Annotated in this window: 17 protein-coding genes; 11 read left to right on the top strand and 6 right to left on the bottom strand. The window is 68.6% G+C overall.

Features of this window, described 5'->3' with window-relative positions:
• Positions 1-1195: 1195 nt before the first annotated feature.
• Both NM2_RS34250 and NM2_RS34245 read right to left on the bottom strand, forming a co-directional pair.
• Positions 1196-3775 (bottom strand): hypothetical protein, encoded by a 2580-nt coding sequence (locus tag NM2_RS34250; RefSeq protein ID WP_245718345.1) that lies wholly within the window; start codon positions 3773-3775, stop codon positions 1196-1198.
• 22 nt (positions 3776-3797) lie between these two features.
• Complete coding sequence (locus NM2_RS34245; RefSeq protein ID WP_067677612.1) at positions 3798-4334, bottom strand: NUDIX hydrolase; 537 nt, start codon at positions 4332-4334, stop codon at positions 3798-3800.
• Between the two features lie 92 nt (positions 4335-4426).
• Here NM2_RS34245 and NM2_RS49595 point away from each other — a divergent pair, with 92 nt between their 5' ends.
• Genes NM2_RS49595 through NM2_RS34235 form a run of 3 tightly spaced genes read left to right on the top strand, consistent with a single transcriptional unit; the run spans position 4427 to position 6888 of the window.
• Positions 4427-4615, top strand: a complete 189-nt coding sequence (locus NM2_RS49595) for a hypothetical protein (protein WP_157121485.1) — start codon at positions 4427-4429, stop codon at positions 4613-4615.
• A complete protein-coding gene (locus tag NM2_RS34240) occupies positions 4612-5373 on the top strand; it encodes an SDR family NAD(P)-dependent oxidoreductase (protein WP_067677610.1) in 762 nt (253 codons plus the stop codon). The genes NM2_RS49595 and NM2_RS34240 overlap by 4 nt, the downstream gene beginning before the upstream one ends.
• Positions 5374-5433: 60 nt before the next feature.
• A complete protein-coding gene (locus tag NM2_RS34235; protein WP_067677607.1) occupies positions 5434-6888 on the top strand; it encodes a CCA tRNA nucleotidyltransferase in 1455 nt (484 codons plus the stop codon).
• A gap of 24 nt (positions 6889-6912) precedes the next feature.
• Here the strand turns inward: NM2_RS34235 and NM2_RS34230 are convergent, their stop codons facing one another.
• A complete protein-coding gene (locus tag NM2_RS34230; RefSeq protein ID WP_067677603.1) occupies positions 6913-7728 on the bottom strand; it encodes a hypothetical protein in 816 nt (271 codons plus the stop codon).
• A 138-nt stretch (positions 7729-7866) separates the two neighbouring features.
• Here NM2_RS34230 and NM2_RS34225 point away from each other — a divergent pair, with 138 nt between their 5' ends.
• The 4 genes from NM2_RS34225 (at position 7867) to NM2_RS34205 (ending at position 12396) form a co-directional block, all read left to right on the top strand.
• On the top strand, positions 7867-8259 hold the full coding sequence (locus NM2_RS34225; protein WP_067677601.1) for a TOBE domain-containing protein: 393 nt from the start codon (positions 7867-7869) through the stop codon (positions 8257-8259).
• Entirely contained in the window at positions 8256-9026 is a 771-nt protein-coding gene (modA, locus tag NM2_RS34220; protein WP_067677598.1) for a molybdate ABC transporter substrate-binding protein, read from the top strand. Before NM2_RS34225 ends, modA begins: the two co-directional genes overlap by 4 nt.
• 939 nt (positions 9027-9965) lie before the next feature.
• Complete coding sequence (locus NM2_RS34215; protein ID WP_439956956.1) at positions 9966-10844, top strand: ABC transporter permease; 879 nt, start codon at positions 9966-9968, stop codon at positions 10842-10844.
• A gap of 418 nt (positions 10845-11262) precedes the next feature.
• Entirely contained in the window at positions 11263-12396 is a 1134-nt protein-coding gene (locus NM2_RS34205) for a sulfate/molybdate ABC transporter ATP-binding protein (RefSeq protein ID WP_067677654.1), read from the top strand.
• Here NM2_RS34205 and NM2_RS34200 read toward each other — a convergent pair.
• Together NM2_RS34200 and NM2_RS34195 are read right to left on the bottom strand one after the other, a co-directional pair.
• Complete coding sequence (locus NM2_RS34200; RefSeq protein WP_084531852.1) at positions 12384-13919, bottom strand: glycoside hydrolase family 183 protein; 1536 nt, start codon at positions 13917-13919, stop codon at positions 12384-12386. The genes NM2_RS34205 and NM2_RS34200 overlap by 13 nt on opposite strands.
• A gap of 229 nt (positions 13920-14148) precedes the next feature.
• Positions 14149-15540 carry an MFS transporter gene (locus NM2_RS34195; protein ID WP_067677592.1) on the bottom strand — a complete coding sequence of 464 codons (1392 nt, stop codon included), beginning with the start codon at positions 15538-15540 and terminating at the stop codon, positions 14149-14151.
• Between the two features lie 188 nt (positions 15541-15728).
• On the opposite strand from NM2_RS34195, the gene NM2_RS34190 reads away from it, so the two are divergent.
• The 4 genes from NM2_RS34190 (at position 15729) to NM2_RS34175 (ending at position 21348) form a co-directional block, all read left to right on the top strand.
• Positions 15729-16520 carry a pirin family protein gene (locus NM2_RS34190; protein ID WP_157121484.1) on the top strand — a complete coding sequence of 264 codons (792 nt, stop codon included), beginning with the start codon at positions 15729-15731 and terminating at the stop codon, positions 16518-16520.
• A 71-nt stretch (positions 16521-16591) separates the two neighbouring features.
• Positions 16592-17098, top strand: a complete 507-nt coding sequence (locus NM2_RS34185) for a DUF4190 domain-containing protein (protein ID WP_067677590.1) — start codon at positions 16592-16594, stop codon at positions 17096-17098.
• A 56-nt stretch (positions 17099-17154) separates the two neighbouring features.
• Positions 17155-19137 (top strand): M13 family metallopeptidase, encoded by a 1983-nt coding sequence (locus tag NM2_RS34180; RefSeq protein WP_439956955.1) that lies wholly within the window; start codon positions 17155-17157, stop codon positions 19135-19137.
• 192 nt (positions 19138-19329) lie between these two features.
• Positions 19330-21348 (top strand): M13 family metallopeptidase, encoded by a 2019-nt coding sequence (locus NM2_RS34175; RefSeq protein ID WP_067677587.1) that lies wholly within the window; start codon positions 19330-19332, stop codon positions 21346-21348.
• On the opposite strand, the gene NM2_RS34170 is transcribed toward NM2_RS34175, so the two are convergent.
• The gene (locus tag NM2_RS34170) at positions 21349-22695 is read right to left on the bottom strand and encodes an ABC transporter substrate-binding protein (RefSeq protein ID WP_245718344.1); all 1347 of its coding nucleotides are present in this window, start codon (positions 22693-22695) and stop codon (positions 21349-21351) included.
• Between the last annotated feature and the right edge of the window lie 6 nt (positions 22696-22701).

Raw genomic sequence — 22701 nt, 5'->3', positions numbered from 1 at the left:
CGGACCACTCGGCGGCGCGGGCGGTCTGCCCTTCGGCGGGACACGGCGGCCCGCACCGGTCGGTGGCTGCTGGTCCGGCCGGATCGGACCGGAAGCGGGCGGGTCCTGTGCGGTCCGGCGGACCGGTCCGCGCGGTGTCCGGCGCACGGCACCGCTCGGCGGTCCGGCGTCGGCGGTCCGGCGGTCCGGCGGCGTCTGTCGCATGGACCCGGTCGGCGGACGTCGATCCGGTCCGGCCGAACGTGTCCGGCGGGTCGGCTCGTCCGGAGGTGTCTGGCCGGGCCCGTCCGGGGGCACCGGTCGATCGGTCCCGCTGGGCGGACGGTCCGGTCGGCCCCGGCGTGGTCGCCGGACTGTTTCGTCCGGGAATGCCGGGTCGGGTCCGGCCGGGGGCATGCGGCGGGTGGTTCCGCCCGGGGGCATCTGGTCCGGGTCGCCCGGCGGTACGCGACGCATGGCTCCGCTGGGCGGACGCTGATCGGGTCCACCCTGGCGTGTCGGCCGCACGGGCTCGTCCGGGGGCGTCTGATCCGGTCCGCCCCGAGGTACCCGTCGCATGGTTCCGCTGGGCGGGCGTTGGTCCGGTCCGCCTCGGCGTGGCGGTCGGACTGTTTCGTCCGGGAATGTCGGATCGGGCCCGGCCGGGGGCATGCGGCGGGGTGGCATCCGGTCGGCGTCGGGCGGCGGTACCCGTCGCATGGTTCCGCTGGGCGGACGCTGGTCCGGACCGGGCGGCATGCGGTCCGGCGGAGGACGGCGGTCCGCGCCGTTCGGCGGCGGAACCTGACGCGCGGCACCGCTCGGCGGCATCTCGGTGGGCCGGCGGTCCGGTGGGACGCGTCGCACGGTCCCGCTGGGCGGCATCTGCTCGGGGCCGCGCGGATCGGCCTGCGACACCTGAGGAATGGGTCCGGTCAGCGGCACCCGCAGCGGCCGAGCATCCGGCTGCTGCTGAACCTCCGGCTCGCCGAACTGGTCCGGCGCGGTTCCTCGCTCCCACGGTGCGGCAGGCGGCCGCCGCCGGGACGAATCGTCTCCGGCCGGATCCATGTGGCGAGGGTCGTCGTATTCACTCATCGGACCCCCGGCGCCGGGCGGACGGGCCCGGACGCGTCGGCGAACTCACCCGGGCACGACGGGACACCCAGAGCGGCCGTGCCGTATCCGGCCCCGTCCGCTCGATCGCTGTACTGGATCATGGTGTCTCCTGTCGCTGCAGGACCCGCTTCCGCGCGCGCAGGTACCTGTTCAGCCTGCGTCGCTTCCCCGGGTCCAACCCCTCGTCGGCCGGATCGGGCTGTCCCCGGAAGCGCCGCCACAAGCGGCGACCGGCCAACAGGAACAGCAGTGCACCGGCACATGCGGTAATTATCGCCAACGCTGAACCGTATGCGTTGGACCGTACCTTGACCGAGGTGGCGTTGCCGAGCGCAATCCCGTCGGGTGTGGTAATGGAGATCGGAATCATCAGATTTCGGCTGTCGCTGACCTTCGTCGGAATCTGGAACGACCGAGTGCCCTCGGCGGGGAGCGTCTGCTCGCCGATATCGGTGATATCGGTGCCGGACGGAACACCGATCTTGAACCGGATACGGGCCGCGACCGGCAGTTCGTTCCGGGCGACCAGCAGCAGCGGACTCTGCTCCGAGGCCAGGGTGTACACCCCGCCCGGGGGCAGCACGGTGACCGATCGGAACAGTCCGTCCAGGGCCGTGGTGCTCTGGTCGAGGCGGCGTTGCGCGGCGGTGTCGGCCTGGGAACCGGTGCTGGTCCGGTCGGACAGCGACAACGTCCGCACCAGATCGTCCCGCAGCGGGGTCAGGAAGGTGCGCGGTGTCGGCTCCTGCTGCGGCACCTCGACCAGGGTGTTCATCAGATCGGTGATCCGTCCGGCCTGCTGCTGGACCGGTGCGGTGAACCTGCCGGGCACCGCGTCGGCGGCCGCGCCGGCGGAATAACTCACCTCGTACGGGTGCGAATCAGCTTGGACGGCAAGCAGATCCTGGAACGACCGCGGCGTCGCCAGACCGCTGTGGATCAATGTCTGCAACTGGGTGAGCAGCGTGGTGGCCTCGTCACGGTTGGCGCTCCACTGCTGCGGCGGCATGAGCAGTTGCGAACGCGGCCGATTCGGCTGGGGATTGAGCGCGGTCCACGACATCGCACCGAGCGCGTCCTGCAGACGTGCGGTCCGGGAATCCTTGGCCACGTCGTAACGCACGTTCGCCGGGGTGAACGCGGGCGTCGGCGGATTGGACCCGACCGCGGCCAGCGCGGTGGCGGGCCAGATGTCGAAGGTGGACACCTTCATGCCCTGATCGGGCGTGGCGGCGGAGTTTCCGCTCGACGGCGCGGCGGCCGCGGGCGGCGTCGGACCGGGCAGCCGCACGGTCGAAGGGCTCGCGGTGCTCGAACTCGCCGATACCGTCGTCGCGGTGTGCGTCGAGGAGCCCGAACCGCTGGAGGTCCCGGCGGGTGCGACGGCGTTGTCGGCCAGTACCGCGGAGGTGAAGCCGTGCTGGCTCAGCATCGTCGCGGCATCGGAGTTGATGCTGCCGGATTCGGGCAGGCTCACCCCGTGCACCGATCTCATCGACAGGATCTGATCGACCAGTTCGGTGGGCGAGGAGATCGCGCGGGAGGTCAGCGCCGAATCGTGCACGGCCGCCAGGGCGGACAGGTCGACCTGCGCGAACGGCAGGCTGACGGTGCACATCGTCGGGGCCAGCGTGCGCAACCGGTTCAGCCACGCCTTGGCGGCGTCGGTGCCGGTGCCGTCACGAGTCGGGCCGTCCGGGTCGGACGGACTGGCCAGCACCCGATATCCGGTGGTCATATCCGACACGGTGAGCAGCAGATCGGGATCCACGGCCAGGCACAGCGCGTTCGCGACATTGGCCCCGGTCCCGGCCGAATCGGGGTGGACCGCCGATTCCAGCGCACCCAGCAACTGGTCCAGGCGTCCGCCGGTGGCCAGCTCACCGGCCAGCTCGTCATCGGTCAGCAGTGCCTTGTCGCCGACCGAGCCCGGGATTCCGGCGACCAGCCGGGGCCGGTCGGCCAGCGGCCACAGCATGGTGGTCGCGACGGGCGCGTCGGTCGGGGCCGAAACGGTCTTCTGATCCGAATCACCCGTCGGCGAGGGCAGGCCCAGCACCGGGAGCAGGAAACGCGCGTCGTCCAGGCGGGCCTGACCGCCGTAGGCGGGCGTCCCGTTGACGTTCAGCAGCAGCGGATACACCCCGGGCCCGGTGATGTCCAGGGATGCGGTGACCGGCGCGCTCCCCGGCGTGCCCTTACTACCGGGGCGCACACCCACACGAAGGGTGAACTGCTTGCGCTGTCCGGGACTCAACCGGTCCGCGACGTCCACGAACGGCGTGTTGACGGTGTAACTCGACTGGTCCAGCCGCAGCGCCGAACGCAGTCCGCGGGGATCGGTGATCGCACCGGTGCGCTGGGTTCGCACCTCGATGTCGTCCACCACCCGATCACCGATATTGGTGACCGTCCCGGCGATGGTGACCACCGAGTCACTGCTGGTGGTGACCGTATTCGGGGATACCGAATCGAGGGTGAGCTTGAGGAATTTCGGCGCCGAGGAGGAATCGCCGACCCCCGACGGTTCTGCGGCGGCCGGGCCGGTGAGCGCGATGTTCAGCACGGCGAGGGCCAGGACGGCGAGAATCGCCGCCCCGCGGTGTCGAGACAGTGCCCAACGGTGTCGAGACAGTGCGCGCGCCCGCGCCTGCGGGGCGTCGATGAACTGACTCATTGACGCCTCCGACCCGCATGCGTCATTGTTTGCCGTTCTCCATCCGGTCGATCAGGCGATTCGCGACCTCCGCCAGCCGGCGCTCATCGGCGTATGCCAGCCGGGAATCCAGGTCGGTGAGTGGAACCCAGGCAACCTGGGTGACTTCTATATCGGCGTCCGAGAGCTCGCCGCCGACCGAACGCATCAAATAGTGGTGCACTGTTTTGTGTACCCGTCGTCCCTCGGTGACGAACCAGTAATCGATGCTGCCGAGTTCGGCGACGACCAGACCGTTGATCCCGGTCTCCTCGGCGACCTCGCGCACCGCGGTCTGTTCGGCGGTCTCGCCCTGCTCGATATGTCCCTTCGGCAGCGACCACAGCAGCCGCCCGCGTCGGTCGGTGCGGCCGATCAGGGCCGCGCACCGTTTGTCGCGGGGGCCGTCCAGCCCGTCGACGACCAACCCGCCCGCGGAGGTTTCGCGCACGGTGCGCATCCTTGGGGTGGCCGCATTACCGGCCGAACCGCGGCGCCGGGGTTGGCGGCGTCGACTGTTCGCGCGATCGGCCGGAGACACCCGGTCAGTCTAACTGTGCTGAATCCTTTACCTCCGCTTCGCTCCGGCGGGTTTACGGTGCACCTTGCCGCGTCATGAGAGGAATAACACCCGTGTCATTTCGTCCCGCTGCCCGCTCGGCCGTCTCGGTGGAGGATTCGGCCGCGACACACCGCTCGGACATCGTGTCCTGCGTCCTCGGCCGACCGGCCGAGCAGCGAGCCGCTTTCTTCCGCGACGTCGTCGGGGGCGTCCCGCGATTCGAGGCGTTCCGCGACGAGTGGATGGCGGTCGCGCGATGAGGGGCGTGCTGGTCACGGGTGCGTCCAGGGGAATCGGCCGGGCCGTCGCCACGGCGTTCGCCGAGGGTGGAGATCGAGTGGCGGTGCAGTACGCCAGCCGACGCGCCGACGCCGAGGAGGCGCTGCGGCAGCTGCCCGGCGCCGGGCACACGCTGATCGAAGGTGATCTCGGCGAGCCCGGTACCGGCGAACGGATCGTGGCCGAGGCCGTGACGGCCCTCGGCGGCATCGACGTCCTGGTCAACAACGCCGCCGTCGCACCGTCGCAGAGCACCCGGCACGCGGTCGCCGACGTCCCGCTGCACGACTGGCAGCGGATCTGGCGACGCATGATGGACGTCAACGTGCTGGGCACGGCCGAGGTGACCTGGGCGGTGGCCCGGCACCTCATCGATCGCGGCGCGCGCGGAAGCATCGTGAACGTCGGATCGCGCGGCGCGTTCTGCGGCGAACCCGACTTCCCCGCCTACGGTGCGAGCAAGGCCGCCCTGCACGCCTTCGGACAGTCGATGGCCCTCGCGCTCGCGCCGCACGACATCGTCGTGACGTCGGTGGCTCCGGGGTTCGTCGCCACCGAGCGTCAGGTCGCGAAACTCACCGGCCCCGACGGTGACCGGATCCGCGACCAGAGCCCGTTCGGCCGGGTCGGCACCCCCGAGGAGATCGCCGCGACCGTCCACTTTCTCGCCTCACCGGCCGCGGCCTGGGCCTCGGGCACGATCGTCGACCTCAACGGCGCCTCGTACCTGCGCACCTGAGCGGTTTTCCGGTCAGTAAGCTGCGTGGCTGTGGTTTCGCCGAAGTCCGAGGATGTAGCAGTGCCGGTCCCGTTGTCGCCGGAGGATCGGCGTACGAGATTGCTTGCGTCGGCGGCGATCACGCTGGGGCGGGTGTCCGACGTGCTGACTCCGCTCGGTGAGATGTTCGCCGCGCACGGGCATCAGCTGTACCTGGTGGGGGGCAGTGTGCGCGATGCGGTGCTCGGCCGGTTGGGCACCGACCTGGATTTCACCACCGATGCGCGGCCGGAGACGGTGCAGCAGATCGTGCGCGGGTGGGTCGACAACCTCTGGGACACGGGCGGTTTGGCGTTCGGCACGGTCAGCGCGTCCAAGTCGGGATGGCAGCTGGAGATCACCACGTTCCGCAGCGACAACTACGACCGGGTCTCGCGCAATCCCGAGGTGACCTTCGGCGACACGCTCGAGGGCGACCTGATCCGACGCGATTTCACGGTCAACGCGATGGCCGTGCGGGTCGGGGCGGACGGTGCGCTCGAATTCGTCGATCCGCTGGACGGCATGTCCGCACTGCTTGCCGGTGTGCTCGATACCCCTGCCGCACCGGAGGATTCGTTCAACGACGATCCGCTGCGCATGTTGCGCGGCGCGCGTTTCGTCGCCCAGCTGGGTTTCGAACTAGCGCCGCGGGTGCGCGCCGCGACCGCGACGATGGCCGACGAGATCGGCCGGATCACCGCGGAACGGGTGCGCACCGAACTGGACAAGCTGATCGGCGGGGAATATCCGACCGACGGCATCGACATCATGTGCGAGACCGGGCTGGCCGAGCGGGTGCTGCCCGAGGTGCCCGCGATGAAACTCGAGATCGACGAGCATCATCAGCACAAGGACGTCTACCAGCATTCGCTGACGGTGTTGCGGCAGGCCATCGATCAGGAGCAGGGCGATCCGGATCTGGTGTTGCGCTGGGCGGCGTTGTTGCACGACATCGGCAAACCGCCCACCAAGCGCAACGAGCCGGGCGGCGGGGTGAGCTTCCATCACCACGAGGTGGTCGGCGCGAAAATGGTGCGAAAGCGTATGCGCGCCTTGAAGTATCCGAAGCAGTTCACCGAGGACGTGGCGCGCCTGGTCTACCTGCACCTGCGTTTTCACGGCTACGGCAAGGGGCAGTGGACCGATTCGGCGGTGCGCCGCTACGTCACCGACGGCGCCGATCTGCTGCCTCGGCTGCACAAGCTCGTCCGTGCGGACTGCACCACCCGCAACAAGCGCCGCGCCGCCGCACTGCGCGCCACCTACGACGATCTCGAGGCGCGCATCGAGCGGCTGCAGGAGCAGGAGGATCTGGCCCGGGTGCGCCCGGACCTGGACGGCAACGCCATCATGGAGCTGCTGGGCCTCGAACCGGGCCCCCAGGTCGGCCGGGCCTGGCGGTATCTGAAGGAGTTGCGCCTGGACCGCGGCCCGATGACGCGCGAGGAGGCCGAATCGGCGCTGCGGGAGTGGTGGAACGCGGGCGGACAGTGATCACCGGCGAGCGGTAGCCGCTGGTCAGAAGATGATCAGCGTCGTACCGGCGACGATGGCCGAGCGCATCTGCGCCAGATCGAAGGATCCGGTGATCTCGGGGACGTCCACGTGGAATCGGACCAGCTCACCCTCGCGTTGCGCACTACGCACGGAGATCTGTTTCGGCAGGTCGGTCAGCGGTATCGGGGTCACGGCGAACGCTCGCCGCGGAATCCGCACACCCATCCAGTCGGCCTGCCGGACCCGCACGGTGAGCAGATCGTTGGTCACCGAGGCGTCCACCACCGCCCGGATCCGCAGCCGCCGGTGCCGGGCGGTGATCAGCCCGCCGGCGTCCACGCTCAGCTTCCAGTCCAGTCGCCAGGTGTTCAGCCAGTCGACCAGTGCGGCGGTGGTGATGGTGCCGGTGATGTCCAGATGGGTACTGCGCATCTTCGTCGGCACACCCGGAATCAGCCGCACGCCGTGCGCGACGACGGTCATCCGCTCGATCGGGTGGCGATTCCAGCGCAGCCCGTTCAGCACGGCCCGGGTCTCGAAGTGCGAGCCGCGGCGGCGGGCCTCGAGCGATTCGAGGGTGGCGGTCATATCGCTGCCGAGCAGGGCCGCGCTGATCACCTGACCGCCGAATCGGCTCAGGATTCCCTCGCTGAGCAGCGTCATCAGCACATCGGGCAGCAGTGCGGTGACCGCGCCCGCGCCCAGGTCGGCGACCGGATCGAGCCAGGCGGTGGTGAACGAACTCCATTGTTCGAGCCAGCCTGGGTCCAGCAGGCGCCTGCCGAGTCCGACGGCCCGCAACGGCGACCAGGATCTCGGATCGAAATAGGTGGCCATGATTGCTAAGAGCGTACTGGCAGGCGGTGACATCCGGCGTCCCTGTTCGGTCACATCCACCGTCTTCGCCGCGAATTCATCCGCAGATTCGGACGATCCGCCATTGTTTCACCGAATCTGCGGAACTATTCTTCACTGATGCCCGACCTGCGGATTCGTGACGCCGCCGAACTGCTCGGTGTCAGCGACGACACCGTGCGCCGGTGGATCGATACCGGTGTCCTCGACGCGCACAAGGACGCGTCCGGACGCCTGGTGATCGACGGCAGGGATCTGGCGGCATGGGCGGTCGCCCAGGCGCGGCCGCCGCAGGTGACGCTGGGCGGGGCCAGCTCGGCCCGCAACCGGTTTCCCGGACTGGTCACCGAAGTGGTGATCGACGGGGTGATGGCACAGGTGGAGATGCAATGCGGGCCGTTCACGGTGATTTCCCTGATGAGCAGCGAGTCGGTGCGGAGGTTGGGGCTCGAGCCCGGCAGCGTCGCGGTGGCCAGCGTGAAGGCGACCACGGTGGTGGTCGAAACGCCATGAGGTACGCCCGTCGCGCGGGGGTCGTGATCACGGCCGCGGCGTTGGGCGCGGCGCTGGCGGGCTGTGGCTCGAGCAGCAGCTCGGGCGGTTCGACGACCACGGTGACGGTTTTCGCCGCGGCCTCGCTCAATCAGGTCTTCGCGGATCTGGGCAAGAAGTTCGAGTCCGAACACCCGAATACCAAGGTGAGCTTCTCCTTCGCCGGTTCCTCGGATCTGGCCGCACAGCTCAACCAGGGCGCGCCCGCGGACGTGTTCGCCTCCGCGGATACCGCGAATATGCAGAAGGTGGTCAAGACCAAGCGAATCACCGAGACGCCGCGTAATTTCGCGACCAACGTGCTCACCATCGTCACGCCGCCCGGCAACCCGAGACATGTTGCGAGCCTGGCGGATCTGGCCGAGCCGGACCTGAAGGTGGTGGTCTGCGCGCCGCAGGTGCCCTGCGGTTCGGCGACCAAGAAGGTCGAGGCCTCCTCACACGTCACGCTGTCCCCGGTCAGTGAGGAATCCGACGTCACGGACGTGCTGGCCAAGGTCACCTCCGGTGACGCCGACGCCGGTCTGGTCTACGTGACCGACGCCTCCGGCGCGGGCAACAAGGTCACCGCCGTCTCCTTCCCCGAATCCTCCGGCGCGGTCAACACCTATCCCATTGCGGCGGTTGCCGATTCGAAACACGCCGACCTGGCAAAACAGTTCGACGAACTGGTGACCGGCCCCGAGGGCCGCGCGGTCCTGTCGAAGGCCGGATTCGGCGCGCCGTGACCGATGGCGGACAGCGTAATTCGACGGCGGGACATAACCCGATCTCCAGCCGCCCGGCGAACAACGCTGTCCCCCTGAACCTCTCGGCTCCGCGACCGTTTGCGTCGAGTCGTCGCGAAGCCGAGTGCGGTATCGGCATGAGCGGCGGTCCGCCGCAGATCGCAAAGGCCGGATACCGCGAGTCGCGGCGACCTCGGCGGGCAGCAGCGGGGCCGCTCGCAGCAGTAAAACAGCCCGTGCGCGAGGTTGATCGCGTGTGGCCCGGGTCATGTGCGGACGCTACGGCCAGGTCCCGGGGTGGTTCGGCGGATACCGCATGGCGGATCGTGGTTCGCCTCGTCGAGAAGCAGGTGCGGGCGCGGACGGACGCCATCCAGCCCGTCCGTGGCGCGGGCCGGCATCACCGTGGCCAGGTAGGACGGCGACAGACGCCGCGAACGGCGGCGCCATCGCATTGTGGGGTCGATCGCGCGTCGGCCGGGTGGCGTGTTGCATGGTCCGAGACTCGTCCGGACGAGTCCGATGTGACCGGGACGGTTGGGTGGGTGTCGTGAGGCCGAGGATCGCGCGCCCGGACGGACCGAGCGTGGGCCGTGCGGCGTCGAAGTTGCGCACGGCATCGTCCGGCGTGATTCGGGATCTGAGTGGAACTGGCGTGATCAGGGAAGATGCCGCAGAGCCGATTGCCGCGGGTGCGAATGCCGACGGTGTGCAGAGCGTCGCGGGGCCGATACCTGCGAGCGTGGGCGGACCGGATGTGGACCGGGGTGCTTCGTGCACGGCGGTGCGCGGACCGGCTGTCGGGTGGCGTGATTCGGGATCCGGGCCGGTGGTGCCGACGTGACCGGGAACGGCCGTGTGAAGGGCGCGGCGCCGGTTGCGGCGGGCACCGGTGCGGATGGTGGGCGGCAGCGTGTCGCGGGGCCGTTGAAACGTGGGTTGCGGGCGGTGGTGCGGGGGCCGGGGCCCGCGGTGCCAGGGTGGTTGTTGCTGCCCGCGTTGGTCGGTTTCGCGTTGGTCATCGGGCCGCTTGTGGCGTTGACCGGGGCGGTGGAGTGGCCGCACTTCGGGGAGTTGGTGACCTCGCAGGCTTCTCGGGACGCGTTGTGGCTCAGTCTGAAGACGGCGCTGGCCAGCACCGTGGTGTGTGTCGTGCTGGGGGTGCCGATGGCGGTGCTGCTGGCCCGGGTGCGGTGGCGAATTCTGCCGGTGTTGCGGGCGCTGGTGTTGCTGCCCTTGGTGTTACCGCCGGTGGTGGGTGGCCTGTCGCTGCTGTACCTGTTCGGGCGGTACGGACTGCTGGGCAGGCAGCTCGAGGCGATGGGCGTCGAGATCGCCTTCAGCACAACGGCCGTGGTGCTGGCGCAGTCCTTCGTGGCATTGCCGTTCCTGGTGATCACGTTGGAGGGGGCGATGCGCACCTCCGGTGAGCGTTACGAGCGGATCGCGGCCACGCTCGGGGCCGCGCCGACGACGGTGTGGTGGCGAATCACGCTGCCGTTGCTGCGTCCCGCGCTGATCTCCGGTTCGGTGCTCGCATTCGCCCGTGCGCTGGGCGAATTCGGCGCGACCCTCACCTTCGCGGGTAGCCTGCAGGGCCGCACCCGCACCCTCCCCCTGGAGATCTACCTCCAGCGCGAGAACGATCCCGGCGCCGCCGTGGCGCTTTCACTGCTGCTGGTGGTGATGGCGATCCTCATCGTCCTGGTCGCCTATCGCCGCGTCGGCGTCTCGGAAGGCCGCGAATGGGCAGCGGGCCTGTGGCGCTGGGGCGGCCGCGCCTCGACCACGCCGGCAACGGAGGGCGATTCGCGATGAACGACTTTGCCGTGCTCCAGGATTCGATTCGCTCCGTCGAGCGGCGGACGAGGACACGACGACCGACAGCGACGAGCGGTGGCGTCGGGAGCCGACGGTTCCGGCTGGGCGGCGCTGTCCGGAGATCAGGGCGGCGCGTGGTGAAGGTAGATGTGCCGAAGGCCGGATTCGCCCTGGTTGACGGGCTGTGCGTCGGAACTCCGCGGACGATGGCGCGGTCGGTGAACAACTGCGCGGTGCTGTGGATTCCGATGCGCTGCTCGGGGTGGCGACGTCCGGGAGTGCGGAGCCATGAGCCGGTCTCGAGGGCTGCGGGCGGGCCGGTGGCGCCGGGGCGGTGGTGCCTCGATCGGTCGCATTACCGAGCGGGATTCGCGATGAACGATGTGCGGGGCGGTGTGCGGTGACTGTCGACGCGGTGAACGACGCTGCCGGGCTGGAGGTTTCGGTTCGGCTGGCCCGGCGGGGAGTCGACGTGGAGTTGGCGGTGGCGCCGGGCGAAGTGCTCGCGGTGCTGGGGCCCAACGGCGCGGGGAAATCGACGGTGCTGGAAATCGTCGCGGGACTTGTCCGGCCGGATGCGGGATATGTCCGGTTGGGCGGGCGGGTGTTGACCGATATCGGTGCGGGGGTCGCGATTCCGGCGCACCGGCGGCAGGTGTCCTTGCTGGCGCAGGACGCGCTGCTGTTCCCGCATCTGACGGCGGCGGCGAATGTGGCGTTCGGGCCGCGCAGTCGCGGAATGCGCACACGCGCGGCCACGGCGGTGGCACAGGAGTGGTTGCGGGCGGTCGATGCGATCGAATTCGCCGGGCGGCGGCCCGGCGAGTTGTCCGGTGGCCAGGCGCAACGGGTGGCGCTGGCGCGGGCGCTGGCCGTGGAACCCCGGATGGTACTGCTGGACGAGCCGATGGCCGCACTCGACGTGGCCGCCGCACCCGCGATGCGCAGCCTGCTGCGACGCGCCCTGCGCGATGCCGAGATGTCCTCCCGCCGTGCGGGTCCTGCCCCCAGCGCGATCCTGGTCACGCACGACATCGTCGACGCCCTGACGCTCGCCGATCGCGTCGTGGTCGTCGAGTCCGGGCACATCGTGGAGCAGGGCCCGGTCGCCGAGGTGCTCTCCCGGCCGCGCAGTGCCTTCGCCGCCCGCATCGCGGGCGTCAATCTCCTGATCGGCACCGCGGAAGCGCCTGCGTCGAAGGAGGATTCGGGCACCGGCGTGGTGCGCCGCGGCGCGGATCTGATCCGAGGTCGCGGCGAGTCACCGTGGACGCCGGGCATGCGGGCGGCGGCGGTATTCTCCCCCGCGGCCGTCGCGGTGTATCGAGAACATCCGGAGGGAAGTCCGCGCAACGTCTTTCACGTCCGCGTCGCCGAACTCACCGATCGCGGAGGCGTGATCCGGGTGCACGCCGCGGATCACGGTGACGGTGTCGCCGGGATGGTGGCGGATCTGACGCCCGCGGCGATCGCCGAACTGCGCATCGCCCCGGGCGAGGAGGTCTATTTCGCCGTGAAAGCCGTTGAGGTGCAGGTCTATCCGTGCTGAGCCCGCGGCTGGTTCAACGTCGCGTGCATGAGGTACACGTTGTAGCTGTTCCAGGCCGAGATGGTGAAGTACAGATCCTTGCCCGTCGACCAGGGATGGATGAAACCGCCGTAGGCCGTGGGATAGTCGTCGGTGTCCACGAGCGGGAGGTCGTCGGTCCAGGTGCCCTGCGGTTCCCGCGCGGTGCGCAATACGATGGCGCGCCGCAGTGAATCGAGGTAGACCATCTGCCACTGCTGGCTGGAATCGTCGTAGCGCACGGACAATTCGCCCGCGATGCCCGGAACCAGCGGTGTGGCCAGGTTCTCCTGCGCCGGAGCCCAGGTCCCGTTCACCCAGTACTGATACGCGGATTTGTTGAGCACCTGGGCTTTCGGCACGCGCGCCAGCCCGATGATGCCGATGCGCCCGTTGGGCGTGCCGAACATGTACACGTAGTCGCCGTGCGGCACCATCGTCGTGACCTGGAACCGGTCCACCCCGAACATGTTGTTCCACTTGGCGTATTGATCCTTGACCCACGTCATGCCGTCGTCGTCGGAGTAGGCCAGCCCGCCGTCGTTGGTCCACCACATGCCCGGGATCTTGCTCCAGTGGTTCACCGACATGTAGCTCACGTACTGCCGCTTGCCCAGGGCGAATCCGGAGGTCGGGATGACGGTGGTCTCGAAGTTCACGATCTTGCGGCTGTCCAGCAGTTCCGCGGCGTGGCAGCGGCTGTCCTGGACCATGGTGTCGATCTTCAGGCCCTGGGACAGATCGTGATTGCTGCTGTAGCCCAGCACATTACTGCGCCAGTCCTGGTTGTCTCCGCCCGCTCCGCCGCCGGTCCAGCCCTTGCCGAAGCTGTCGCCGAACAGAACCGCGATCTGTCCGGGCTTGGTCTGCCACATGATGCCCAGATCGGTGCCGTCGACCTGCCAGCGCATATCGGTGCGGTTGGCCGAGCCGTGACCGGTGACCTGACCGACCAGATCCACCGAGCTCACCGTCCGCGGCGCGGGCGGCGCGGCGACCGGGCCCGGTTCGGCCGGATGCACCACGGTCGGCGGCGGTTTCTGCGGGGCGGGCGCCGGACCGCCCGGCACCGGAATCGGAATCGGCTCGATATCCGGCTTGATCCGGATGTTCGGCAGGTTGAACTGCCCCGATCCGGTTCCGGACCCGGTGCCCGATCCCGAGGCGGATCCGGAATTCGGGTGCGGGTCAGGCCGTTCGGGCTTGGTCGCGGGCGGCGTGGGCTTCGGCGTATCGCGAACGTCCGGACACGGATTGCGGCACGGATCGATCGGCAGCGGCGCGGGAGTGATCCGCGTGTTGTTCGGCGGCGGCCCCGGGATCGGCACCGGCGTGATCTTCGGTACCGGAACCGGGATGTCGATGTTGGGCGGCAGCAGCGGCCCGGGTTCGGCATTCGGATCGGGTTTGCGTGCACGGGGATCGAATCCCGTTTCCCCGCAGGCATTCTCGGGCGCGGGTTGCCAAGGCAGCGGTGCGGCCCATGCCGGGGCCGGCACTACCATCGCACCGGTCAGCAGGACGCCGAACAGCGCGCATTTCGCCAGCAACCCCACGGCCTCTCTCGGTCTGTTCCGGGTACGGGCCGTGCCACGATGACATCGCACAGCGAGTCACTCGCAGAAGTGGATCAAGGCACAGCCCGTCCAATCTAGCGGACCGGATTCGCCCGCTGCCGATCGAATCGCCCTGGGAGGTGGAAACGAGTCTGATTCGGCGGGAACCCGCGCTGCGTCACCGATCCGAGCGAATCGGGGATCCGGGACGAGCGGATCTGGCCATGATCACCGCGACCGCGGCGATTCCCACTGCGTAACAGGCCGATCCGGCCAGCACCACCCCGATCGAACGTCCGTCGGCCGGGACGACCAGCGCCGCCGCGGCCAGCGCGAGCACGAAGGCGATGTTGAATACCGTGTCCTGCAGGGCGAACACCTGGCCGCGCCGGGAGTCGTCGATGTCGATCTGCATGGTGGCGTCGCCGGTGAGTTTGACCGTCTGCCCGGCCAGGCCGAGCAGGAACGCCCCGGCCAGCAGCAGCCGGTGCGCGGCGTCGGTATTCGCGCCGTGCGTCACTGTGATGGGAGTGACCAGGGCCGACTGCACCACCAATGCGGTGAGCAGGCCCACCAGGACGGTGCGTGGTCGCCCGAGCCGGGGAATCACCAGGGGTGCGAGGACGGCGGCGAGCAGCATTCCGGCGGCGGTGGCCGCGATCGCCACCCCGAATCCGACCAGCCCGGCGCTGAGCGAACTGTTCTCGTTCGCCGATTGTCGCAGGACCAGGACCATGAGCAGGGTGTCCGCGCCGAACACGATCCGGTGCACGCCGATGCCGATCATCGCGATCGTGCAGTGCGCGGATTCCCGCACCGCTCGCGCGCCCGTGCGCAGCCCGGTCAGGATCGCCCGCACCGAACTCACCGGCCGATCCGTCGCCGGATCGTCGTCGCCGGGCCCCAGCGCGCGCGGCGCGAACCGGGCCGCGCACACCGCGCCGATCACCGAACCCGACGCGCTGGCCGCCACCGCGACCGCCCCGGCCGGGTTGCCCGCTCCGATCGCCCCGATGATCGCCACCGCCGCCGCGGCGCCGGCCGCCGCGCATCCGGACGCCACCGTGGCCAGCACCGAATTCATCGGGACCAGCCACCGCTGCTCGAGCACCCGCGGCAGCGCCGCCGAGACGCCCGCCATGACGAATCGGCCCACGCCCACCACCGCCAGGGCGAGCAGCAGCAGCGGCGTATCGGTGATACCCAACGCAAATCCCACGCTCGTCACGCCGATCAGCAAGGCGCGCAACACATTCGCCACGAACAGCACCGCCCGCCGATCCCAGCGGTCCAGCAGGGCGCCGGCATACGGCCCGATCACCGAATACGGCAGCAACAGGACCGCGAATCCCGCCGCGATGGCCGGTGGATCGGTCTGCCGTTCCGGATTGAACAGGATCGCCCCCGAGAGCGCGGCCTGGAACATCCCGTCCCCGAACTGCCCCGCGAAACGCACCGCCGACAGCCGCCGCAGCCCCGCGCCCGACTGCCGGAGCAGGCGCAGCAGATCACGCCGCGCGGCCGGTCGACCCGGTGCGGCCGGAACGTCATCGGGGCGAGGGTCGGCCACCCCGCGAGGTTAGCCGATCGCGACACCGCGGCCGATATCCCGGGTGGACGATGGCCGCAGTCTATTTGCTGAATAATTGCTGATAGAGTGCGCTGCGGTGTGGTCGCCGCGTCCACCGGGCGGATGCGGGCAATGTTGTGGCACGCTGGAACTGTCTTTTCGACGCCCGGCCCGAGAGGAGGACCCCGGTGTCCACACTCACGACCCCGCACATCGATGTCCATCGCGGCGGCGACCGCATGAAAACCCGTGTGGCATGGCTGGATTCGAAGCATTCGTTCTCCTTCGGCCAGCATTACGACCCGGACAACACCCATCACGGCCTGTTGCTGGTCAACAACGAGGACGTGGTGCGCCCCGGCGAGGGTTTCGAAACCCATCCGCATCGGGATATGGAGATCGTGACCTGGGTGCTCAGCGGTTCCCTGGTGCACCAGGATTCGCTCGGGCACAGCGGCATCATCTATCCCGGTCTGGCCCAGCGGATGAGCGCGGGCACCGGGATACTGCACTCGGAGAAGAACGATTCCTGGCATCTGCCCCCCGACCAGGGCGGAACGGCCGAGCACACCGAACCGGTGCATTTCGTGCAGATGTGGGTGGTGCCCGACGAACCGAATCTCGAGCCGGGCTATCAGCAACTCGAGATCGATACCGAACTGGACGCGGGTGGTCTGGTGACGGTGGCCTCCGGACTGCCGCGTTATCGCGATCGCACCGCGATCAAGATCAACAGCAGCCATTCGGCCCTGCACGTCGCGCGGCTCGGACTGCCCGGTCAGCCGACGACAGTGGATCTGCCCGAGGCTCCCTACCTGCATCTGTTCATCGCGCACGGCGAGGTCGACATGGCCGGTACCGGAACCCTCTACGCGGGTGACGCGGTGCGCATGACCCGCAGCGGCGGCCAGCGCATCACCGCGAATCGGCCCGCGGAGATCCTCGTGTGGGAGATGCACGCGCGCCTCGGCGGGCAATAACCTCTTCGGGAAATGTCGTCGCGGGCGGTTCGGCCGTGGTCGTCGGCCGCGGAACGAGAGGACAGACAGTCATGACGGAGTATCCCCCACCCGGTCAGTACCCGTCGGCATCGTCGGGTTCGGATCCCGCTCGCTACCCCGGCGGCGGCTATCCCCCGCCGCCTCCGAGCGATTATCCGGCTCCGCCCGGTGAGCCGTACCGACCGCAGGGACAGGGCCGGGGTCTGGCGATCACCTCGCTGGTACTGGGCATTCTGGCGCTGCTGAGTTGTCCGACGGTGCTGGGCGGTGTGCTGTTCGGACTCCTCGGTCTGATTTTCGGCATCATCGCGGTGGTCAAGGCTCGCCGGGGCACCGCCGGGGGCGGGGTCATGGCGTGGTTCGGCCTGTCCCTGGCCACACTCGGCCTGGTCGCCGGGATCGCGATCGGCGTCGTGGAGGGCCTGTGGGTCGCCGATCACGGCGGTCGCACCTACATGGACTGCACCAAGCAGGCGAACGGTGACAAGGCGAAGTTGCAGCAGTGCGCCGATCAGTTCCGCTCGAGCCTGCAGAACACCCCCACCCGGGCCCGCTGAGCGGCCGAGGCCGACGGTTCCGGCGACACTCGGCGCGCATCGGCATACTGGACAGCGTGACTGCTGATCTGACGAGTTCCTCCGGCCTGGATCTGACCTATCGCAACGACGCCGTGCGCGTGCAGGACGACCTGTTCACGCACGTCAACGGGCAGTGGCTGGAGACGTACGAGATTCCGGCGGACCGCGCGGTCGACGGCGCCTTCCGCACCCTCTACGACCAGGCCGAGCGGGATGTGCAGAAGATCATCCAGACCGCGGCGGCCTCGGCCGCCGCGTCCGGAAGCGATGAGCGCAAGATCGGCGACCTCTACACCAGCTTCATGGACGAGGCCGCGGTCGAGGCCGCCGGGCTGACCCCGATCGCCGCGGAACTCGACGCGGTGGCCGCGGTCATCGATCGTGGCGAATTCGCCGCCCTGCTGGGCAGGCTGGCGCGCGTCGGCGTCGGCGGGGCGCTCGGGTTCTACGTCGACACCGATGACAAGAACTCGCAGCGTTATCTGGTGCACGCGACCCAGTCCGGGATCGGCCTGCCCGACGAGTCGTACTACCGCAGCGACGACTACGCCGAGATCCGCACGAAGTACGTCGCCCACATCGGCCGGATGTTCGCCCTGGCCGGGCTCGACTTCGACGCGCAGCGAGTCTTCGACTTGGAAACCAAGCTGGCCGCGGGACATTGGGATGTGGTCCGCCGCCGCGACGCCGAATTGAGTTACAACCTCACCACTTTCGCCGACCTGGCCGCGGAGAATCCGGAATTCGACTGGGCAGCCTGGACATCCGCGCTCGCCGAGGGCGTCGCCGCCTCCGGCCCGGAACTGTTCGCCGAGGTCGTGGTGCGCCAGCCCGATTACGTGCGCACCTTCGCCCGCCTGTGGGCGTCGGAATCGCTGGCCGACTGGCAGGCGTGGGCGAGCTGGCGGGTATTGCGCGGGCGCGCACCGTATCTCACCGCCGCGATCGTCGAGGAGTCGTTCGACTTCAACGGCCGCACGCTGACCGGCACCCAGGAGAACCGCGAACGCTGGAAGCGCGGCGTCTCGCTGGTCGAGGATCTGCTCGGTGAGGTGGTCGGCAAACTGTATGTGGCCGAGCACTTCCCGCCCGAGGCCAAGGCGCGCATGCAGGTGCTGGTGGCGAATCTGCAGGAGGCGTACCGCCGCAACATCGCCGAGCTGGAGTGGATGGGCGCCGACACCCGCAAGGCCGCGCTGGCCAAACTGGACAAGTTCACCCCGAAGATCGGCTATCCGGACCGCTGGCGGGACTACTCCGCCGTGGTCGTCGACCCGGCCGACCTGGTCGGCAACTACCGTCGCGGCTACGCCGCCGATCACGACCGCGACCTGAACAAACTCGGCGGCCCGGTCGATCGCGACGAGTGGTTCATGACCCCGCAGACGGTCAACGCCTACTACAACCCGGGCATGAACGAGATCGTCTTCCCCGCCGCGATCCTGCAGCCGCCGTTCTTCGATATGAACGCCGACGACGCGGCCAACTACGGCGGTATCGGGGCGGTGATCGGTCACGAGATCGGCCACGGCTTCGACGATCAGGGCAGCAAATTCGACGGCGACGGCAATATGGTCGACTGGTGGACCGATGCGGACCGCACCGAATTCGGCAAGCGCACCCGGGCCCTGATCGACCAGTACAACGAGTTCACCCCCAAGGGATTGGCGGAGAACCACAAGGTCAACGGCGAGTTCACCATCGGCGAGAACATCGGCGACCTCGGCGGCCTCTCGATCGCCCTGGTGGCCTACCGCATCGCGCTCGGCGAGGAGCAGGCCCCGGTCATCGATGGGCTCACCGGTCTGCAGCGGGTGTTCTTCGGCTGGGCGCAGGTCTGGCGCACCAAGGCGCGCGACGAGGAGGCCATCCGCCGCCTGGCCATCGATCCGCATTCCCCGGCGGAGTTCCGCTGCAACGGCGTGGTCCGCAATCTGGACACCTTCCACGAGGTGTTCGACCTGAAGCCGGGCGATGCCCTGTACTTGGAACCCGCTGAGCGCGTTCGGATCTGGTAGGCGTCAGCGCCGCCGCCCGGGAATGTCCGAGCGGATGTTCCCGGAGAGCCGCTCGACCTGTCCGACTCGCCCGTCCAACGTGATCGAGTGCGGCGTGCGCGAGTGTGCTGCGAACGAGGTGGTGGTCTGCGGTTTCGGGCGGGCGGTCCGATTCGCCCGAGTCGGCGGCGCGGTCACGGCATACTGGTTGAGGTGACTGTTGTGCCGAATCGTGTTTCAGGTATCGATTTCTCCCACATCGACGAATCCGTACGGCCGCAGGACGATCTGTACGGCTACGTGAACGGCGCCTGGCTGCGTACCTGTGAGATCCCCGCGGACCGTGTGCATTCGGGCTCGGTCTCCGATCTGCGTGACCAGGCCGAACTGGATGTGCAGGCGATCATCATGGCCGCGGTCGCCGCACCGGAGTCGGCGGGCGAGGAGGTGCGCCGGATCGCCGAACTGTACTCGAGTTTCATGGATCTGGACGCGGTGGCCGACGCCGGGCTCCGGCCGATCGCCGGGGAACTGGCCGCCATCACCGCGATCACCGATCGGACGGAGTTCGCGGCCCTGCTGGGCCGATTGCAGCGTACCGGCGTGGGTGGTGCGGTCGAGATCTTCGTGAGCAGCGACAGCCACGACGCGCGCCGGAATCTGGTCCACCTGACCCAGTCGGGCCTGGGCCTGCCCGATGAATCCTATTACCGCAAAGCAGGATTCGCCGAGATCCGCACGGCCTATGCCGAGCATGTCGACGCGATGTTCGCCCTGATCGCCGCCGACCCGGCATTGCGGGAGTCGCTGCCGGAGAACCTGAGCGGCATCGGGCAGCGCGTATTCGAGCTGGAACGCGCCCTGGCCGCCGGACATTGGGACGTGGTGCGCCGCCGCGACGCCGAATCCTCCTACAACCTGCGCACATTCGACGAGCTCACCGCGCAGGCCCCGGAATTCGACTGGGCGAGCTGGACTTCCGCCCTCACCGAGGGTGTCGGCCGGCCGGGACCCGAGGTGCACGCCGAGGTAGTGGTGCGGCAGCCGGACTACCTGAGCACCTTCGCCCGGCTGTGGGCCGATGCCGCCCTCGCCGACTGGCAGGCATGGGCGCTGTGGCAGGTGATCCGCAGGCGCGCACCGTATCTCACCGACGATCTGGCGCAGGCACATTTCGAGTTCTACGGCCGCACGCTGACCGGAGCCCGGCAGATCCGGGATCGCTGGAAGCGCGGTGTGGCACTGGTCCAGGAACTGCTGGGCGACGCGGTCGGAAAGATCTTCATCGCCGAGCATTTCCCGCCCGAGGCCCGCGCGAAGATGGTCGAGATGGTGACTCACCTGCGTGAGGCGTACCGCCGCAGTATCGCCGACCTGCCCTGGATGGGTCCGGACACCAAGATCGCGGCCGCGGCGAAACTCGACAAGATCGTTGCGAAGATCGGCTATCCGGACACCTGGCGCGACTACTCCGACGTGCACATCGATCCGAACGATCTGGTGGGCAACTATCGGCGCGGATACGCCGCGGCACACGACTACCAGCTGCGCCGGCTCGAGCGTCCGGTCGATCGCGCCGAATGGCAGACGCCGCCGCAGACCGTCAACGCCTTCTATCACCGCGGCATGAACGCGATCACCTTCCCCGCGGGCTATCTGCGCCCGCCCTATTTCGATCCGGCCGCCGACGACGCGGTGAACTACGGCGCGATCGGCGCGGTGATCGGCCACGAGATCGGGCACGCCTTCGACGATCAGGGCAGCACCCACGACGGCGACGGCAATATGGTCGACTGGTGGACCGCCGAGGATCGCGCCGAATTCCACCGGCGGACAAAGGCTCTGATCGATCAGTACGCGGTGCTCTCACCCCGGGATCTGCCCGGGGAACACACCGTCAACGGTGAGTTCACGATCGGTGAGAACATCGGCGACCTCGGCGGCCTGTCGATCGCGATGAAGGCGTACCGGATCTCCCTGGCCGAGGAGCAATCCCCGACCATCGACGGATTCACCGGCGCGCAGCGGTTCTTCATGGGCTGGGCCCGGATGCGTTGTGCGAAGGTGCGTCCCGAGGAGGCCATCCGCCGGCTCACCGCGGATCCGCACGCACCCAACGAATTCCGCTGCAATGCGGTGGTCCGCAACATCGACGACTTCTACGAGTCGTTCGATGTGCGTCCCGGCGACGCGCTGTACCTGGAACCCGAAGAGCGCGTGCGCATCTGGTGATCATTTCGGCAGTTTGGGTGCGACCTGCCGGGTGTAGATCCCGTGCATCTGATTCTGCACACTCGACATGACCGAGTACACATCTTGATTCCGCAGCCCGATCTGCTCGAGTCCGGTGCCGATGATCTGATCCGCGCCAGGTAGGAAAACCCGGCCGTAGTCCTGGGATTTCGTCAGCGGCAGCTGATTCAGCGCGGTCCGGAAATTCGGGTTCTCGGCCAGGAACGCCACCTCGGACGGATCCTGCCGCGCCGACTTGCGCACCGGGATATATCCGGTGGACTGTGCGAACGTGGCCGTGTTGGTGGCATCGGTGATGAATTCGATGAACCTGAGCGCGTTCACTTTTCGCTCATCGGAAATACGCTCGGGAATCGCCAGTCCGGCGCCGCCGGTGGTGCAGCCGGGGCCACCGGGATGCGGCAGGAAGTCCGTCGCGAACGACAGTTTGCCCTTGGCATTGGCGTTGATACCCGCCAGGTCCCCGGTGGAGGTGATCGCCGACGCGATGACCCCGGTGCCGAAATCGGTGGCCGCCTGCGGGCGAATGCTGGCGTACCGCTTGACATTGACCATCTCGCGCAGGGCATTTCCCGCGGCGATCGTGGCCGGGTCGGTGAATTTCAGCGTCCAGCCGTCGGAGTACGCGCCGCCGAAGGTCCACATCGGACCTTGGAACGTCCAGGACAGGTTGTTGGTCGCGTTGTACCATCCGTGCGCCCACCGGTTCGGGCCCAGCAGGCTCTGGATCTTCGGGCCCCACTCGTCGAATTCCGCCCACGACTGCGGACCCCGTTGCGGCAGACCGGCTTTGGCCCAGACGTCCTGGTTGTAGCAGAAGATCTGCGTCGATCGGGCGTACGGCAGCGCGTAGTGCTTGCCCTGGAACTGATAGTCGTTGACGAAGGTGTCCACGTAATCGTCCAGCCGCACACCGGCATCGCCGAAATACTGATCCAGCGGCGTGATCGCCTTGTTGATCGCGAAATTGAACCACCACACGTCGGACAGCACGACGATATCGGGCAGCTGGCCGCCGATCAGCGCCGCGTTGAATTTCGTCGACACCTCTTCGTAGTTCTTGCCCGCATCGACCAGGGTGACCCGCAGCCCCGGATGCGCCGCCTGGAAGGCATCGATCATGGCCAGTTCCCGGCGCTTGGACGTGCCCGGATGGTTCGACCAGAACGTGATGTTGTTCGGATCGCCGCCCTGTACTCCGCCGCCGCCCATCCCGGCGCAGGCCGCGGCGCCCGCCCCGGCCGCCGCGACGGACAGGCCCAGGAATCCGCGCCGGGACAACGCTGCGCGCGCTCCGGCGGCGCTACGGGTTACAGCATCGGACACGGCAGT

Origin of the sequence: Nocardia miyunensis NBRC 108239, from assembly GCF_001613065.1 — a bacterium.
GTDB lineage: Bacteria > Actinomycetota > Actinomycetes > Mycobacteriales > Mycobacteriaceae > Nocardia > Nocardia miyunensis.
Note: the sequence above shows the minus strand (reverse complement) of the source record. Positions and strands in the feature narration are given on the sequence as shown.